This is a genomic window from Ferdinandcohnia sp. QZ13, from assembly GCF_031324165.1.
Lineage (GTDB): Bacteria > Bacillota > Bacilli > Bacillales > Bacillaceae_L > Ferdinandcohnia.
This window is the reverse complement of sequence record NZ_JAVIVW010000001.1, coordinates 183,686-198,987: the sequence shown is the minus strand read 5'-3', so window position 1 is coordinate 198,987 and position 15,302 is coordinate 183,686. Positions and strand designations below refer to the sequence as shown.

Annotated in this window: 21 protein-coding genes; 7 read left to right on the top strand and 14 right to left on the bottom strand. The window is 37.4% G+C overall.

Annotated elements, in window-relative coordinates:
* Window positions 1–80: 80 nt before the first annotated feature.
* Window positions 81–1,319: a DHH family phosphoesterase gene (locus RGU12_RS01010; protein ID WP_309534395.1), complete on the bottom strand. Its 1,239-nt coding sequence runs from the start codon at window positions 1,317–1,319 to the stop codon at window positions 81–83.
* A gap of 181 nt (window positions 1,320–1,500) precedes the next feature.
* Between RGU12_RS01010 and RGU12_RS01005 the strand changes: the two genes are divergently transcribed.
* Window positions 1,501–2,865: an MATE family efflux transporter gene (locus RGU12_RS01005; RefSeq protein ID WP_309534394.1), complete on the top strand. Its 1,365-nt coding sequence runs from the start codon at window positions 1,501–1,503 to the stop codon at window positions 2,863–2,865.
* 158 nt (window positions 2,866–3,023) lie between these two features.
* Here RGU12_RS01005 and RGU12_RS01000 read toward each other — a convergent pair whose 3' ends face one another.
* Window positions 3,024–3,854: a deoxyribonuclease IV gene (locus RGU12_RS01000; RefSeq protein WP_309534393.1), complete on the bottom strand. Its 831-nt coding sequence runs from the start codon at window positions 3,852–3,854 to the stop codon at window positions 3,024–3,026.
* A 95-nt stretch (window positions 3,855–3,949) separates the two neighbouring features.
* Between RGU12_RS01000 and RGU12_RS00995 the strand changes: the two genes are divergently transcribed.
* Window positions 3,950–4,075 carry a hypothetical protein gene (locus RGU12_RS00995; protein WP_309534392.1) on the top strand — a complete coding sequence of 42 codons (126 nt, stop codon included), beginning with the start codon at window positions 3,950–3,952 and terminating at the stop codon, window positions 4,073–4,075.
* Window positions 4,076–4,378: 303 nt separating this feature from the next.
* Here RGU12_RS00995 and RGU12_RS00990 read toward each other — a convergent pair whose 3' ends face one another.
* From RGU12_RS00990 to RGU12_RS00970, 5 genes are all read right to left on the bottom strand, one after another.
* The gene (locus tag RGU12_RS00990; protein WP_309534391.1) at window positions 4,379–5,593 is read right to left on the bottom strand and encodes an ISL3 family transposase; all 1,215 of its coding nucleotides are present in this window, start codon (window positions 5,591–5,593) and stop codon (window positions 4,379–4,381) included.
* A 214-nt stretch (window positions 5,594–5,807) separates the two neighbouring features.
* Window positions 5,808–5,993, bottom strand: coding sequence for a hypothetical protein (locus tag RGU12_RS00985; RefSeq protein ID WP_116350292.1), 186 nt, complete (start codon window positions 5,991–5,993; stop codon window positions 5,808–5,810).
* Window positions 5,994–6,127: 134 nt separating this feature from the next.
* Window positions 6,128–6,412, bottom strand: a complete 285-nt coding sequence (gene yoyC, locus RGU12_RS00980; protein ID WP_116350291.1) for a protein YoyC — start codon at window positions 6,410–6,412, stop codon at window positions 6,128–6,130.
* A 47-nt stretch (window positions 6,413–6,459) separates the two neighbouring features.
* Window positions 6,460–7,125, bottom strand: a complete 666-nt coding sequence (gene bshB2, locus RGU12_RS00975) for a bacillithiol biosynthesis deacetylase BshB2 (RefSeq protein ID WP_309534390.1) — start codon at window positions 7,123–7,125, stop codon at window positions 6,460–6,462.
* Between the two features lie 41 nt (window positions 7,126–7,166).
* Window positions 7,167–7,511, bottom strand: a complete 345-nt coding sequence (locus tag RGU12_RS00970) for a YojF family protein (protein ID WP_309534389.1) — start codon at window positions 7,509–7,511, stop codon at window positions 7,167–7,169.
* Between the two features lie 173 nt (window positions 7,512–7,684).
* Here RGU12_RS00970 and RGU12_RS00965 point away from each other — a divergent pair, with 173 nt between their 5' ends.
* Entirely contained in the window at window positions 7,685–7,918 is a 234-nt protein-coding gene (locus RGU12_RS00965) for a hypothetical protein (RefSeq protein ID WP_116350288.1), read from the top strand.
* A gap of 44 nt (window positions 7,919–7,962) precedes the next feature.
* On the opposite strand, the gene RGU12_RS00960 is transcribed toward RGU12_RS00965, so the two are convergent.
* The 4 genes from RGU12_RS00960 to RGU12_RS00945 all read right to left on the bottom strand — a co-directional run bounded on the left by RGU12_RS00960 (window position 7,963) and on the right by RGU12_RS00945 (window position 10,562).
* Window positions 7,963–8,229 carry a phosphocarrier protein HPr gene (locus tag RGU12_RS00960; protein ID WP_116350287.1) on the bottom strand — a complete coding sequence of 89 codons (267 nt, stop codon included), beginning with the start codon at window positions 8,227–8,229 and terminating at the stop codon, window positions 7,963–7,965.
* A gap of 72 nt (window positions 8,230–8,301) precedes the next feature.
* Window positions 8,302–9,111, bottom strand: a complete 810-nt coding sequence (gene mutM / locus RGU12_RS00955; protein WP_309534388.1) for a DNA-formamidopyrimidine glycosylase — start codon at window positions 9,109–9,111, stop codon at window positions 8,302–8,304.
* A 93-nt stretch (window positions 9,112–9,204) separates the two neighbouring features.
* Entirely contained in the window at window positions 9,205–10,065 is an 861-nt protein-coding gene (locus RGU12_RS00950; RefSeq protein ID WP_309534387.1) for a hypothetical protein, read from the bottom strand.
* 29 nt (window positions 10,066–10,094) lie between these two features.
* The gene (locus RGU12_RS00945; RefSeq protein WP_309534386.1) at window positions 10,095–10,562 is read right to left on the bottom strand and encodes an Hsp20/alpha crystallin family protein; all 468 of its coding nucleotides are present in this window, start codon (window positions 10,560–10,562) and stop codon (window positions 10,095–10,097) included.
* 156 nt (window positions 10,563–10,718) lie between these two features.
* Between RGU12_RS00945 and RGU12_RS00940 the strand changes: the two genes are divergently transcribed.
* The 4 genes from RGU12_RS00940 to RGU12_RS00925 are packed head-to-tail and all read left to right on the top strand — an operon-like array spanning window position 10,719 to window position 11,752.
* Entirely contained in the window at window positions 10,719–10,949 is a 231-nt protein-coding gene (locus RGU12_RS00940) for a hypothetical protein (RefSeq protein WP_309534385.1), read from the top strand.
* 36 nt (window positions 10,950–10,985) lie between these two features.
* Complete coding sequence (locus tag RGU12_RS00935; RefSeq protein ID WP_116350282.1) at window positions 10,986–11,237, top strand: hypothetical protein; 252 nt, start codon at window positions 10,986–10,988, stop codon at window positions 11,235–11,237.
* 12 nt (window positions 11,238–11,249) lie between these two features.
* Window positions 11,250–11,483 carry a spore germination protein gene (locus RGU12_RS00930; protein WP_309534384.1) on the top strand — a complete coding sequence of 78 codons (234 nt, stop codon included), beginning with the start codon at window positions 11,250–11,252 and terminating at the stop codon, window positions 11,481–11,483.
* 32 nt (window positions 11,484–11,515) lie between these two features.
* Window positions 11,516–11,752: a hypothetical protein gene (locus RGU12_RS00925; protein ID WP_116350280.1), complete on the top strand. Its 237-nt coding sequence runs from the start codon at window positions 11,516–11,518 to the stop codon at window positions 11,750–11,752.
* Between the two features lie 237 nt (window positions 11,753–11,989).
* Here the strand turns inward: RGU12_RS00925 and RGU12_RS00920 are convergent, their stop codons facing one another.
* The 3 genes from RGU12_RS00920 to deoD all read right to left on the bottom strand — a co-directional run bounded on the left by RGU12_RS00920 (window position 11,990) and on the right by deoD (window position 15,262).
* The gene (locus RGU12_RS00920) at window positions 11,990–12,229 is read right to left on the bottom strand and encodes a hypothetical protein (protein ID WP_309534383.1); all 240 of its coding nucleotides are present in this window, start codon (window positions 12,227–12,229) and stop codon (window positions 11,990–11,992) included.
* 74 nt (window positions 12,230–12,303) lie between these two features.
* Window positions 12,304–14,496, bottom strand: a complete 2,193-nt coding sequence (locus tag RGU12_RS00915) for an amidohydrolase family protein (RefSeq protein ID WP_309534382.1) — start codon at window positions 14,494–14,496, stop codon at window positions 12,304–12,306.
* Between the two features lie 61 nt (window positions 14,497–14,557).
* A complete protein-coding gene (gene deoD / locus RGU12_RS00910) occupies window positions 14,558–15,262 on the bottom strand; it encodes a purine-nucleoside phosphorylase (protein ID WP_309534381.1) in 705 nt (234 codons plus the stop codon).
* Between the last annotated feature and the right edge of the window lie 40 nt (window positions 15,263–15,302).

The window sequence follows — 15,302 nt, the reverse complement described above, 5'->3', positions numbered from 1 at the left end:
GGAGCTTAGCCGACCACCCTTATGGACAATCTATTGCCATTTTATTATAGCACATTTTACCATACGAACACACGTTTCATTTAAAATTGGTTCTTTAGACTCACAAGTGCACCGTCAAGGTTCGCTTTGATGGCATCTTCTTTCTTATTCAAATGCTCTCCTATATAAGAAACAAGTTCATTATCAAAGGCTAAACCACTTGCATATTGACGTTTCACAAAACGCTCCGCTTCTTCAAATGATGAGAACTTTGCGTCAAGAGTTTTCTTCTCATGATGGATAACCCATCGATCCTCTTTTTTGAAAACAAACGACTTTTCTCCTTTTCGATTCACAAGAAGAGTCCCATGTTCGTTCCCTTTGGCGTTAAGTTGGTTTTCAGGCGCATCATGGCGAATCGCATATAATGGAAACGTATTTTTTACAAAAAGCTCAAATGCCGTGTCACCAAGTGAACAGCCAGAAGCCTTTGGATGTCCCCCGCCACCATATCGCTTTGCAAATTCCGATACGTCTACATCATCATGGATTGTACGAAGTCCAATCTTTTTCGTACCAACATTTAATAGCGCAATCAAGTCCAAGTGTGGATTTAGTTTACCAAGTGCATTTCCAAGCTCAGAAATATATTGCTCAGCATGAACCACACCAACACAATAATCCTCGATAAATGTCTGAACGATTTGTCTATTTTTCGAATTAATATAACGCTCAATTTTCTTGTCCTCAGTATCTAATAGGAAATCTTCAGCCTCTGTTAACTGAAAGGAATCTCTGTTAGTTTGAAGTCTTTCAAGCATTTTTTCCTCAAATTCTTCAATTCCAATAATAAAAAATAAATCATTAAGTCGCTTTGCTTCAACTCGATTTTCAGACTCCCATTCCCATGTGTCATAAAGTCTTACAAGCTCGATAAATTCTTCTAATCCTTTATGTTCTTGAATGAGATTTTTTTCAAGAAGAAATTCATAGTAAAGTGAGGTTGCACACGTTTTCTTGCCTGATTCATATTCAGCCTGGACAAAACCCCAATCATACTTATTAAAATGCATCGCTGTTTTGTGATGATCTACCATCTGTATATGGTGCCCGGCTTTATGTCGTTTTTCCAATGCTTTTTCATTTTTGTCATTGACCGCAAGATCAGTTATGTATACTTTTGCTTGATTGTGATCAGGATTTTCAATATATTTTTCCACACGCTCGTTTAAGTTTCGGTAAGAGCAATAGGAGACATCAACTTCATCACCAAATGCTAGCTTGGCAACAAGTCCACATCCTACTCCATCTAAATCACTATCTGAAAATAACTTTATCAAGTTGGATTCCCCCTTCACTCTTAGTTTCGATTATAATGGTAATTTTCATACCCGTTTACTACTTTACACCAAAAAAGAGAAAAGAACGAGTCTTGTATGTTGTAAGAATAAATTTTTCCATCAATCATGTCATTTTTGTGATATAATCCATTAATCAATATGGAAGGTAGAAGGAAATGTAATGAACCAAACATTTAATCTAACAGAAAAATATAAATTATTTGTGCATATTCTCTTTCCTATTCTGATTACACAGGTAGGTCTAAATCTCATCAATTTTGTGGATACGATGATGTCAGGGCGTGCCGGGGCAAATGATCTTGCAGGTGTAGCGATTGGATCGAGTCTTTGGGTGCCAGTGTATACTGGATTGTCAGGAATTTTAGTAGCCATCACACCTATAATCGCTCAGTATGTAGGTGCCAAACAAAGGGATAAAGTGCCCCATTCGGTCATGCAAGGTGTTTATATCTCGATCGTGATTGCAATAGTCGTAGCCATTGTTGGCTCCTTTGTGCTAGATCCGATTTTAGACCTCATGAAGCTTGAATCCGAGGTTCGCGAAATTGCAAAAGAATATATAATCGGGTTGTCATTTGGAATTGTACCACTCTTTGTGTATTCGGTATTGAGATCATTTATTGATGCATTGGGTCACACGCGTGTATCGATGATCATCACTCTTTCTTCATTACCGATAAATGTGTTGTTTAATTACTTGTTGATTTTTGGGAAATTTGGCTTTCCTCAGTTAGGCGGTGCTGGTGCTGGATATGCAACTGCAATCACATATTGGCTGATCGTGATTATAGCTGTTTGGATTATTTTAAATCGAACACCATTCGTCGAGTATCGCGTATTTCGCAAACTTTATAATGTGTCACTTCCAAGTTGGGGTGAAATTTTGAAGCTCGGCTTGCCCATTGGGTTTGCTATCTTTTTCGAAACAAGTATTTTCTCTGCTGTAACGTTACTCATGAGTGAATTTAATACGATTACGATTGCAGCCCATCAGGTTGCTATCAATTTTTCGAGTTTGCTTTACATGATTCCGTTAAGTATTTCAATGGCTTTAACAATTGTGGTTGGTTTTGAGGTCGGTGCAAATCGATTTAAGGATGCAAAACAATATAGTGTTCTAGGCATTTGTATTGCTGTGGTGATGGCACTTGTCTGTGCAATGATTATTTTTGTATTCCAAGAGCCGATTTCAAAAATGTACTCTACAAATGTAGCCGTTATTGAGTTAACAACTCAATTTTTGATTTATGCAATCTTCTTCCAGCTCTCAGATGCAATTGCAGCACCGATACAAGGAGCACTTCGCGGATATAAAGATGTAAACACAACCTTTGTAATGACACTTATCTCCTATTGGGTAATTGGATTACCGGTAGGGTATGTGTTGGCCCAATATACCAGTCTTGGTGCGTTCGGATATTGGATAGGATTAATTGTCGGACTTGCCGCTGGTGCTATTACGTTATCAGGACGATTGCTGATTGTTCAGAAGAAAGTAGCTCGAATCAATTTAAATGAGGAGTAAAGCGAAAACCAGCCTTTTGAAAGGCTGGTTTTTTGTTAAATAAATGCCTAAAATTTGCTCTATGGTCATTATTTTGATTTTATGGTCAATAAAGTACTTTCTATGGTCATTAATTTCCATTTATGGTCATTATTCTATTTTTATAGCCGTTAGCAACCCTACCCCATCATCTCATTTAAAAATTGAATCTCATCTTTATGAGAAAATTGACTTTCATGAGGTGTTTCGAGCACAAATGGAATATCACCAAACACTGAACTCGACAAAAATCCCTTGATTTGCTCCACTTTTATATCCCCATATGGAATATTTGCATGTCGGTCTTTCATTGACCTTGTCGGGTATACGGAATTATTTAAATGTACAGCTTTAAGATGTTCAAAATAGCCAAGCTCCGTCCCTTTTGTCTCTACCTCACGCCAATTATCTCCATTCCAAACACCACTTGCGTATAGGTGACATGTGTCTAAGCAAAAACCGATTTTTTCCGGAAAATCAGTCAGTTGTCTAACTTGAACAAGCTCTTCAATCATTGTCCCAGTGGGTCCACTTTTTCCAGCATTATTTTCTAATAAGATAAGGGCTTCCCCATCCCATCTCGATAAAACTTCATTAAGTGTTCCGATCATCCGTTGATAACCTTCAAGAGGAGTAACTGCATTTTTTAATACACCAAAGTGAACAACAACGCCAATTGAACCGCATTCATTGGCAATCTCTAGATCATTTAATAAAGAATCCATAACAATCCCTATTTGATCCTTATCAGCTACTAAATTTGTAGGATATGGAGTGTGAGCAATTGTAAGTAAATCGTGGGCTTTACAATAACTTGCGCATTCGTTTGCATCATGACGATCAAATTCTTTTACAGTCAGACTTCGTGGGTTTTTCGGAAAATATTGAAACGCCTTCGCACCAATTTTTGTGGCATGACGAGCGGCACCTATATACCCATCGCGGATACTAATATGACTTCCAAATCTCATGGTTTTGTCTCCTACTTTACATATACCATTTAGTTTTTCAATCTAGTAAAGAAATATGCAAAAAAATGGGCATACTAGCTGTCGAGGTGATTTTTTTGGAAAACTTTCCATCAAAAGAAGAGACGGTCATTGATAAATCAATTGAGGAATTAGAAGAAGAGATGGGCTTATATATTGTCTCACCTGAAAAAATTAGTTCAATTATGGGAGAAGAGCAATAAAAAAGAGCGAATTTCTATTCGCTCTCAGACTGTTGACAAACGCTCGCATACTTCGTTGCTTGCCTCTCTCGTCCGCTCATGAAGGCAACTTCTATTCGCGTCTTCGATCGGCTGTGCGCCTTGTCTGACAAGCGTTTTCAAGACAGTCTGTGGAGAGTAATTTACATCTAGATATCCTGTAAAAAAAGGTTCTAAGTCAAATGTTGGGGTTTTAGGCTACCGCGCTTCGCTTGGTGGCCTCAATAAAAAATGATGGATGGTACCATTCATCATTTTTTATTGAGGAGAATGCCCCCAACTTGGTTAACCAATATGTACCCCTATTCTTTTATACTTGTGTGTTAATAAAATTTTAGCCCTAAAGCGTTCAAACACTCTAAATCCATAAGCATTTCGCTTTAAAACTTTGGTGGAATTATTAATTCCCTCTAGAAATCCATTTGAATATTCATAGGCAAAGCTATTTAATACTTCAACTTGCCAATTTTGTATGGTCTTTATGGCTTTAATCATCTCAGGTATCTTTGAATCCTCAATAAACTTATATAATTCTTCTAATTCTTTTTTAACCAAACTAATCTGGCTTTTTCCATTTACTTTGGCCCGTAAAAACCAAGAACGATAAGCCTCTTTGATTTCATATGCTCTTCTGAGTTCATTAGACATTTCCAAGTATCGCTCTAAATGCCAACGTTCATCCCTAGTTAAGCGCTGGCTATCTTTATGAAATACATGTTTCATACGTTTACACTTTTTTCGGTCGTATCCATGAAACTCATTTTGTATTCGGCGTCTTACTCCATCAAGCCCCCAATAAATGTAACGACAAAAATGAAACCTATCAGCTACAATAACGGGTTTACCCAATGCCTCTTGAACGGCTGCTTTAAAGGAATGATTCATATCCATTATGACTATTTGAACCCCAGATCCATGCTTTCTCAAGTAGTCCTTAATCGTACGTTTATAGCGATTTGGTAAAATATCAATCGGTTCTTTTGTAATCCCATCCGCAATGATTAACTGATATTTCCCTTCCCGGGTATCACCTTTGTATTCATCAATGGCTATAACATTTGGTAGCTCTTCCACAGGACGAATTTCGCTTCGGGATATTTGATCGAATCTACGTATGATGGTTGAAGGAGAACATCCATAGATCTCGGCCGTTTCCTTGAACGTTTTTCCTTTAATCGCTTTTATCGATATTGCTTGATTCCACTCTATTGAAGTACGCTGATAACGCATGACAAAAGGGTTTTTCTCCGAAAAACGTTTTCCACACTCACAGACATAACGTCTACGCTTATAAAAGATTTGAGTTTTTCTTTCAAACCACTTTAAGTGTTGAATTTTTTGTACACGATAGTCATGAACCTTATTCGTTCTTTGATTACATTTGGGGCACCGGTTTACTTTTCGTTCCATTTCAACATACAGTCGCACTACTTCACCGACTTCTTCAACATTGGTTAGGATAGACCCTTTTAATCCAGGAATAATCATGGTAAAATCCATATTGCACGCAACTCCATTCTTTACACTTGTTTCTAGTCAATTCAAGTATAAAAGAATGAAGAGTTTGCGTGTTTTTTTATGCACACAAATTTTTTCTAAACCCCAACAAATATTATAGAGCCCAAAAAAACGTGTAGACAAAGTCAGTACTGACTTTGTCTACACTCTGAGAGCGAATTTCTATTCGCTCTTTTGGTTGGTTGTCACATTACATTTAATGAAAATATGATAATAGACTTGCTGTTCTCCAAATAATCACAAATGAACATAAGCTAATAACCGTTGCACTAATGATTTTGGCTACTATTTTGTGGGTTCCTTTAAAAATCGAATGTGCGAAGGAAAATGCAAAGATCAAAAATAAGATCACTGAAATTTCCATATACATGTTCATCTCCATAAAAATACCCCTTTCATTACTCGATTTGCTGAGATATTTTGACGAGCTACGCTTGTATATGCACAGATTATAAAGGAAACCCAGAAGTTGTACAACTGCTTTTTGAACTATTTGTAAATTTTTTCTTATTTTATTTACATTTTCTTCACATTTTCCATTTCTTCGAGATACACATGTTGGATGTGAAGTTTATCTTCAATTGGTAAGCTTGATTCAAAAACTCGTTTACTCGCCATGAAGAATTTTTCATACGGCGTTTTTCGTAACCTTGGATGGGTTAACTCATCCTGCAAGTCCCTCTGAATGGTGGACCGAAGGATATCCTCACTACTGAGGTCCTTTTGCCACAGCCTTCTATTCATCCAAAGTGATTGGTATGCTTTTAAAAGTCGATCATAATCAACTGGATAATTCTCCATGATTTAAAGAACTCCTTTTATGTCTAATGGCACAATGCTCCTATTTCCTAGTCGTCGAATTTATAGGTCCAATACACTTCAGTACGAAGCCAATCCAATACTTCATTTTCTTTGTTATCGATTTTCTGTAATAAATTACCCATAAGTCCCTCTGTTTGGGAACGATGTGCTTTTAATGTTGCAATTTTCTTGTCTAATACTTCACTTACATCAAATTCGACATCATGCTCACCGATTTTTTCAACACGGTCGTGGGTGATGGCTTTGCAATAAACCTTTGGTCTGTTTTCTTTCGGAATTCGCTTCACCGCCCGAATAGTTGCTTCACCTGTCGCATCATGGTCAGGGTGAACGCCGTGTCCAGGATAAAATGTAATAACAAGTGACGGGTTTACTTCCTTGATGATTATTTCAATGGTATCGGCAATTTTTTCAGGATCTAAGAATTCCAATGTTTTATCACGATATCCTAGCATGCGAAGATCTGTAATTCCACATGCCTTACAAGCTTCTTTAAGCTCTTTCTTACGTATCTCGGGCAATGTCTCTCTCGTTGCAAAAAACGGATTTCCAAGATTTCTGCCCATTTCCCCTAATGTTAAGCAAGCATATGTTACGGGAACCCCTTTTTGGGTGTTTAAGCTGATGTAACCTGACACTCCAAATGCTTCATCATCTGGATGTGGTAGTACGATTAAAATATGTCGTTCCATTTTACTACTCCTTTTTTCAAAATATGCCTTTTACAGTTGTCCTAGAATGGGGTGCTGCTGATTTGAAGAGCGACAGCTAGCTTACCTTCTTCATCATGTCCAGCGAGTAATAATCGATCCTTCTCGTCAAACTCCCAATCTGTTAGTCCTTCCGCATAAATCCAGCCTAGGTCCATCTTAAGTCCTACACGGTATGGGTCATTTCCGACGATTTTTCCTTCTGTATACGTAACAAGGGCATTTCGAATAAATGCACCTGCTGATGTTTTTCGAGCACCTGAATGAACAGCGTATGCACCGTTTGTGGTTTCAAGGTGAATATAAACGTTTTGATTGGCAAAACGGTTAATTAATTCCTGTATTTCTTCTTTCTTTATCGGTTTCAAATGTGAATCCTCCAAACTCTAAATAAATTAATCCTATTTAAATATTACCTTTTAAATCAATAAAATTCCAATAATGCGAATTAAAAAATGAAATAAGTTGCAATTCATAGTATATCTGGTATGATTTTCTTTTTATTGGTTATATTACCTATATGGAGAAGGTGGTGAACAAATTGGCAAGAGAAAACCTTGAACTTGTTAATAATATGGAATTTGGCATTACATCAAAATTCATTCCGAACTTATGCGAAGCAAAAACGTTAAGAGTTGTTGAAATAAATCAATCATCTGTTCGAATAGAGCTTGAATCAAAGCAAAAAGGTGTCTTCCCGATCTCTCATTTTCAATACTTAATCCGTCATGGGGCATTGGTATTATCTAAAAATGATGACGAAGAAACTGCATAATAGAAAACAACCATCCGAACAGATGGTTGTTTTTCTACTTTAGATTATTCACCTAAATTTTCTTCTTTTAATACAGATTCAATTCCTTCTAATGCAGCATCTGCATCATTTCCTTCAGCTTGTACCACAATTTGAGAACCTTTTGGTACGCCTAAAGACATTACACCCATAATTGATTTAAGATTTACAGATTTTCCGTTAAAGCTTAGTGTAATTTCTGATTGATATTGACTTGCTTTATGTACGAGCTTTGTAGCTGGTCTAGCATGTAAGCCAGCATCACTTGTAATGGTAAAAGTTTTTTCTGCCATGTTTATCCCTCTTTCTAATATTCATTCTCCTATAGAATAGCCATTAATCGTCCTGATAATCAAGTATAATTTTTAGATTTGGCAATTTGCACAAAAAAAAGTTTTACGAGATGACACATCTTTCTTCACAATCACCGAACCACATCGGATACATGGCTCCCCTTCTCGATCATGCACTTTAAATTTCCCTCCAAAACCTCCTGTAAGTTGATCTCCTTTAAAAAGTGGCAAATCGATGTATCCACCATAGCGAATTCCCTCCTCTAAAACAGAACGAATTGATGAATGCAACTTTAGAATCTGAGATTGATCTAGTGAGTCTAGTTTACGGGTTGGTAACAGACCAGCAGCAAAGCAAATCTCATCAGAATATCGATTTCCGATTCCAGCGATAAATTGTTGATCAACTAGTGTTGACTTTAGTTTTCCCTTTTTATTTACTGTTAATTGTTGAAAAGTCTGGACTGTAAAACTTGGCTCAAGTGGCTCTGGACCAAGGTCTGCAAATTCTTCTTCCACTTCTTTTGAAGTTAGGAGATGTAAGTAGCCTAATCGGAGTCCGATAAATGTAAGCCTGTGTGAGCCGAAGCTAAGAATAACTTGCTTTGTCCTTGAAATGATATCGTCATCTGATTCAATGTACATTAATCCACCCAACATGAGGTGTAGCAGGAGTGCTTTACCGCTAGCAAGTTTAAAAATGAGATGCTTTCCCCTTCGATGAATGTGGGTAATTTTATTGTCAATAAGTTCTCTTTTAAAATCGGCAACTGAGCTATTAATCGACTTTTCACGGTTTACCTCGACGTCTTTAATTGTATGTCCTGCAAGTTTTAGTTGGAGGAGGTTTTTATACGTTTCCATTTCGGGCAACTCAGGCATAGGTGCACCACCTTTTACATTAGCTTGAGCTAATTTAAAGGTTTCATGTACGCATATTCATCTAGTGTTTTAAAATTTTTGGGCGGGTTTGCTTCAATCTTCTTCTATCTCAATTTCTGTGTAGGATTCTTGTTGTTGGGGATTCTCAACTTCAGAGGATGGTTCTACTTCTTCTTGATGGTGAGATTCATCTTGACTTTTCGGATTTTGCATTTCTTCCTTTGCGGCTTTTATTTTTTCAAAATCTTTTTTCATCTGAGCATTTATTTGTTGAGGTACACTTCCATAAGTTGCTCCGATATTTAGTGTGCCGCTTAGACTATTAATACCGAGTTGTGCAAAATTGTTATTCTGTTCATATTTATCTACATATAGCTTGTCTATATAGACGGGTTGAAAGGGAACTTCTGTTGACTCAGCTGCATCAATAGGATTATCAGCACATTCACAAGTTTGCTGTTGTTGTTCCCCTACTTGTTTCACTATTATCTTTTGTTCTTCGTGCATCCATTCAAAATTTTGTTCTAACGAAAGTAGTTTAGATTCCAAGGAATCTAGATGCACGCTGATTCTTGGATCTATAACTGTTTCTTGACCTTCATTCCTTTTTGACATTTCATTTTCACTTTTCATTATAACTACCATTTGACTTTCTAACTGTTGAATTTTTTTCTGCAATTTTTCTTCTCTTTGTTCATAAGACGCAAGCTTTTCTGAAATCATCTTCTCTATGAATGGAACTAATTCTTGGATTGTACTATTTTTTTTGTCTTCATGTTTCGACGCAGGAGGTTTCCCCTTGGAGTTATAAGTGGAAAGCCGCAGTTGCTTTTCAAAGTCCAATAATTTTTTTATTTGGACTTCCAGTGCGTTCATTCGTAAATTCAATTTATCCAGATCATTGATATTCGGTTCTCTTGGACCTTTTTGATTGAATATCCCTTTAATCGGCATTTATTTTCTTCCTCACTCTTATTTTCATATTAATCAATCGGGACGTATTCTTCATTCCTAAATTGTCTTTTATAGGTTATCAAAAGTAGTCCATTCCTAAAAGTTGCCCGGATCTGATCTGGGAAGGTGGCTTCAGGGAGTTGAATGCTTCGCTCAAAGGGACCATTAAATCTTTCCTGCTGCAACGGTTGTCCAGGATGAACTAGATTGCTATTTCCTTTTAATAAAAGGTTTGTCCCAGATACAGACAAACGAATATCATGTTTTTGATATCCAGGTAATTCAGCGATGAGTAAAACATCACTATCCGTCATATAAATATCAGTTGGTGGAAAATTTTTATCACGTCTAGGTTCAAACGGGCTGGCTGTTCCCTCACCCGCCTGAGCTTTCATCAAATCTTCAAAGGAGGACTGGTCAAATATGTCTTTCCAAAAATCAGTAGTTTGATATTTTTTGGCCAAATCCATCCATTGCAGTATTTTATTCATATCCATGATGGATCCTCCTTGCCTTCTATTCAAAATCAAAAATCAATTCCTTCTAATTAATCCTATTACCTATTTCTAAATTCCATTCATAAAAATTGGTTAACATAATTTCTGTTTTGCTGCCATATCTATAACTATCATAAGAGAAAGGATCATGTCCGTATGTCTTTTTTACCAGTCAATATAAATATAAAGAATATAAAACTAAATAATGTTGATCATTTAGGGGCTGTTTCTTTTGGTTCAACGATCAAACAAAATCGAAGTGTCACAGGAAAGAAAAATCAAGGTTTTGGTCAGCAACTTTCAGATGAAAGTCGAAAAATTTTCAGTACAAGTTGTGTGATTGACAATGAGCCCAGTGATTCTAACTCCCAAAAAATTAATCGATAATACGAAGATCAAATTAGATTAGAAAGGATGGCTACTATGGCTGGACCAGTTCCTTACATCAATATAAATATTCATATTATTAAAGTAAATTCATTTGAAAATGCCTCGGCTATCAATGTGGGTCAAAACCTTTTAGCTGAATGGCATAACTCGGACAAGAAAAATATGGGTTTTGGTCAAAACATGGGGGATGGAAGCGACTTTTTTGGCACAAGAAGCTTTGTCGATGACCGTGATCAACTGGATTCAAACTCTTCTTTTGAAGCTGCCAATCTGCCAAAACTGTAAGGATGTGATCGGATGCTATTTTCTCCAGTGAATCTTAATGTAGGAGGGATAAAGATAAATTCTGTAGATAACGGGGCTGTCGTTAATCTTGGGCCTAGCCAACATCTTGATCAGTTTGTATCCTACAAGCGAAACCAGGGAGTGGGCGAGAAAAACGGTGACTTACAGCAAAATTTGATGTCCTTTTCAGAGGTATGGGATACAGATGTTCTAGACAGTTTGTCTAATAAATCAAGTGTTATTTAAGTACACCAACAAAAGGAAAAAGGAGTGCTTTTATGGTTTTAATCACACCAATGGTTGTTAATGTGCTCGGATTTAAAATTAACACCATCGACAATGGGTCTGTTGCCAATATGGGTTCCATGCAACTCGTCGATCAGTTTGTAACGTACAAACGAAATCAAGCATTTGGGGAACAAAATGGTGACTTTTCTCTGACGAATGTTCCAGTTGCTGCTGTTTTTGACCCTGATGCCACTGACAGCAATGCCGTTAAAAATAGTGTCGTTTGATTTTGGAAGAATCGAGGAACAAAAGCGCAAGTGCCTTGATTAGCCCCGACAAGCATAAGACGAGCGCTGACAGAAGGCGCTTCTTGCCTTCCGAAGCGATTGGCTTATGACCTCGAGGGGCTAGGCGCTGGAGCTGGACGTGAATAGATCCAATAAAAGTTATCCACAATGATAAATATTATAATTTCCTAAACAATAAAAAAAAGCCACGAAGGGAAATCCTTCGTGGCTAGGTATTTAGTGTAATTTTTCTATTTCATTTTGAAGTTGTTTTGTTCGCTTTGCATTCCCTTCAGCGAAATTGGCAAGTCTTACTTTAAGCTCATTATCGTTAGAAATACGTTCAGAGGTAATCAAATAGCGTCTCATCAATTCCGTTTCTGCTGTGTATGCAGTTTCCAAAATTTCCTTCAATGCTAAGTCTGTGAGAACATCCTCACGGTCATGATCTCGATCATAATCCTTCTCATGATTCATGATAAATCACCTCATTAGAAGTATTTGCGTTTTGGAGGAGAATAAGGCTGTAAATATTAGTAAAAAGAGTCTGCTTATTCAAAAACGCCAATGATCGGTTGTCCATTTTTAACGTTTGTTAGTACCCCGGTATCATCTTTCGCGATTTGTCCAGATACGATTACATATTCAACGCCTTTTGATAAAGAAGCTGGTTTTTCAGCTGTTGCTGTATCCGTGATTTTATGATAATCAAAAACCGTTATATCAGCCGTGGCACCTTCATGAAGTCTTCCTCGTGTTGCCATCGCTGGAGCAATATCCTCGAGCTGCCTTGCGGAATGAATTGTTATTTTTTTCATACCTTCCATAAGTGGTACAACATCAAGGTCACGGATATATCGGCCAATAAACCTCGAAAAGGTTCCAGCTCCTCTTGGATGATTAAACTCATTATCCATAATTGCATCACTTCCAATCATACTGTGGTCAACTTGAAGTGCTTGAATGAGCTCTTTTTCTTCCATCGCATCGACAATTACGATGCCACCTTTTTTTCGATAGATCGGAAATGTTTCAGCCGTAAGTCGCTCGGTTGTTCCAGCAACCTGAATATCAGAATAAGTAATGCCAAAACGTGATTGCCAGTCTCCAGCCATACGTTCAAACGAAATATTTGTCGCCCAAGAATCATATGGGTAAACATCATATGTGACCTGATAACCTTCAGAACGAGCTTCTTCAATTAGCGCAAGGGCCTCTTCCATCGCACCCGTTCCACCTGTACTATGAAGATGCATGAAATGGACAGGGGCATCGAGCTCCCTTGCATACCCGAGAACTTCTTTTACAGAATCAATACTCGTGTGCTCTCCCGTTAGACTTGAATGTCTTCCATGAAAATGAGTAACCAGCCCATATTCCTTTGCTACTTTCATGATAGCTTTGATCTCTTCCGGAGTAGTTCCAGGATAATACTCAGGGCTAAACGCAACTGAGAGTGCCCCCTTTTTTATTTCCTCACGAGCACGATTTACCATATAGTCAATTTGTTCTTGTGTCGGTGTGCCATGATTACCAAGACCAGCCTCATAGCGCAATCTGACCGCATACAACGCACCGCCATAGTTTACAGATGTAGGGTATTTGCTATATTGATTAAAAAAACCATTGAAATCAACAGTACATCCGTGCATCGATAAGTTCGTCGTGACCCCGTCACCAATTTTATATTTCGCTCCCATCGGACTTGGATTGAACGAGAGCATATCAATAAAACCAGGGCTCACGATTTTTTGATACGCATCTATTTCGGTTTCCCCTTGAATGGTTGCTTTTGTGACCGTAGCAATTTTATCATCCTTAATACCAACATGATATCCAATTTTAAGAGTCTCTTTATCTGGATCAAGGACGATTCCATTTTTTATGACGATATCATATGCTTCAGATTGTTGCGCATCAGCCGAATCTGAATGCTTGAATTCGTAGACTTTAATCGCGAGCTTGTCCTTTTTTGACTTGAACCCAATAAGTTGTTCACCATCGAATAAAAACTTATCGCCATTTACTTTTTTTAATTGTGTCGTTTCATTCGTTGTTAGGTCATGAACATATGCCGAAACCTTTCCATGATCCTTAATGGTATAAACAATTTGTTCAAGTTCAGGATTGGCATCGACCCAATCGAGTGTCGCTTTTTTGGATGGAAGCTCTACGGTAAGCAAATCCATATGAGAATTTAATTCTGTTGTATTAAAAATGATATCCGCATTTTGTTTCTCGAAATTCGTTTTTGCGTACAACATCCCTTCCATGTACCCATTTTTGAATTTAATATTGCTGATTTTTGCTGTATTCTCAAAAGGAATTTCAGAAACAGTTTCCTTTGTCGCAATATTAATGATTTCCATGAAATTACTACCATCTTTCTTTTTTCCATACAAATACATCAGGTGGGAATCAGGATTTACTTCAACCCCTTGATAGGTACTATCAGGTTTATTTGGCAGTTGATAATCCTCCCATGGTTTCACATTTTCAATGAAGGATTGATTGCGGTCTCCAATATAAAGTTTTTTTTCACCCTTTTCTTCTAGTATGGCGAGTACCTGACTCCCATAAAACGTAATCCCGTCTATTTTGAAGCCGTTTACAATCAGTTGGCTCTTAACAGCTTCGTCGGTATCAGTATAAGACTCAGATGGAGAAAAGATTTTTGAACCGAAAAAAACGACAAACAGGACAATTGCAAGCATTACGCCATATTTAATAATACGATTTCTCATCACTCATCACCTTAATAAAAGAGGAAAAAATCTCGAAACTCGAAATCTTTTCCCCTTACCTTTACTCTTTTAATGCTGCTTCTAGAGCAACCTCGATCATATCATTAAATGTTGTTTGTCGTTCTTCTGCTGTTGTTTCTTCTCCAGTTAATATATGATCGCTAACCGTTAATACGGATAATGCGTTTCGACCAAACTTCGCTGCTAATGTGTATAGTGCAGTTGTTTCCATTTCAATAGCAAGAATGCCATATTGTGCCCATTTTTCTAATTCTGCATTTTCGTTGTAAAATACGTCACTTGTGAAGACATTTCCTACTTTTAGGTTTAGCCCTTTTTCAGTACCTACATCATACGCCCTTTTTAGTAAATCAAACGAAGCTGTTGGCGCATAATCAACTGTTCCAAAGTTGATACGGTTCATCTGAGAATTCGTTGATGATGTCATCGCTAAAATAACATCACGTACTTTCACATCTTTCTGGATCGCACCGCATGTACCAACGCGAATTAGGTTTTGAACACCGTATTCGTTCATTAGTTCATGTATGTATATAGAGATGGATGGAACACCCATTCCAGTCCCTTGCACAGATACTCGCTTTCCTTTATATGTACCGGTAAATCCGAGCATACCTCGCACTTCATTGTAACATGTAACATTTTCTAAAAAGTTTTCTGCAATATATTTTGCACGCAATGGGTCCCCTGGTAATAATATCGTTTCAGCGATATCCCCTTGCTTAGCACCGATATGTGTACTCATTCATGTTCCTCCTATGTAAAATCTTGCACTTTTTCTATCT

Coding starts and splice junctions, on each gene's coding strand:
- RGU12_RS01005 (WP_309534394.1), top strand. CDS start 1,501: ATGAACCAAACATTTAATCTAACAGAAAAATATAAATTATTTGTGCAT.
- RGU12_RS01000 (WP_309534393.1), bottom strand. CDS start 3,854: ATGAGATTTGGAAGTCATATTAGTATCCGCGATGGGTATATAGGTGCC.
- RGU12_RS00990 (WP_309534391.1), bottom strand. CDS start 5,593: ATGGATTTTACCATGATTATTCCTGGATTAAAAGGGTCTATCCTAACC.
- RGU12_RS00985 (WP_116350292.1), bottom strand. CDS start 5,993: ATGGAGATGAACATGTATATGGAAATTTCAGTGATCTTATTTTTGATC.
- yoyC (WP_116350291.1), bottom strand. CDS start 6,412: ATGGAGAATTATCCAGTTGATTATGATCGACTTTTAAAAGCATACCAA.
- bshB2 (WP_309534390.1), bottom strand. CDS start 7,125: ATGGAACGACATATTTTAATCGTACTACCACATCCAGATGATGAAGCA.
- RGU12_RS00960 (WP_116350287.1), bottom strand. CDS start 8,229: ATGGCAGAAAAAACTTTTACCATTACAAGTGATGCTGGCTTACATGCT.
- mutM (WP_309534388.1), bottom strand. CDS start 9,111: ATGCCTGAGTTGCCCGAAATGGAAACGTATAAAAACCTCCTCCAACTA.
- RGU12_RS00950 (WP_309534387.1), bottom strand. CDS start 10,065: ATGCCGATTAAAGGGATATTCAATCAAAAAGGTCCAAGAGAACCGAAT.
- RGU12_RS00945 (WP_309534386.1), bottom strand. CDS start 10,562: ATGGATATGAATAAAATACTGCAATGGATGGATTTGGCCAAAAAATAT.
- RGU12_RS00940 (WP_309534385.1), top strand. CDS start 10,719: ATGTCTTTTTTACCAGTCAATATAAATATAAAGAATATAAAACTAAAT.
- RGU12_RS00935 (WP_116350282.1), top strand. CDS start 10,986: ATGGCTGGACCAGTTCCTTACATCAATATAAATATTCATATTATTAAA.
- RGU12_RS00930 (WP_309534384.1), top strand. CDS start 11,250: ATGCTATTTTCTCCAGTGAATCTTAATGTAGGAGGGATAAAGATAAAT.
- RGU12_RS00925 (WP_116350280.1), top strand. CDS start 11,516: ATGGTTTTAATCACACCAATGGTTGTTAATGTGCTCGGATTTAAAATT.
- RGU12_RS00920 (WP_309534383.1), bottom strand. CDS start 12,229: ATGAATCATGAGAAGGATTATGATCGAGATCATGACCGTGAGGATGTT.
- RGU12_RS00915 (WP_309534382.1), bottom strand. CDS start 14,496: ATGAGAAATCGTATTATTAAATATGGCGTAATGCTTGCAATTGTCCTG.
- deoD (WP_309534381.1), bottom strand. CDS start 15,262: ATGAGTACACATATCGGTGCTAAGCAAGGGGATATCGCTGAAACGATA.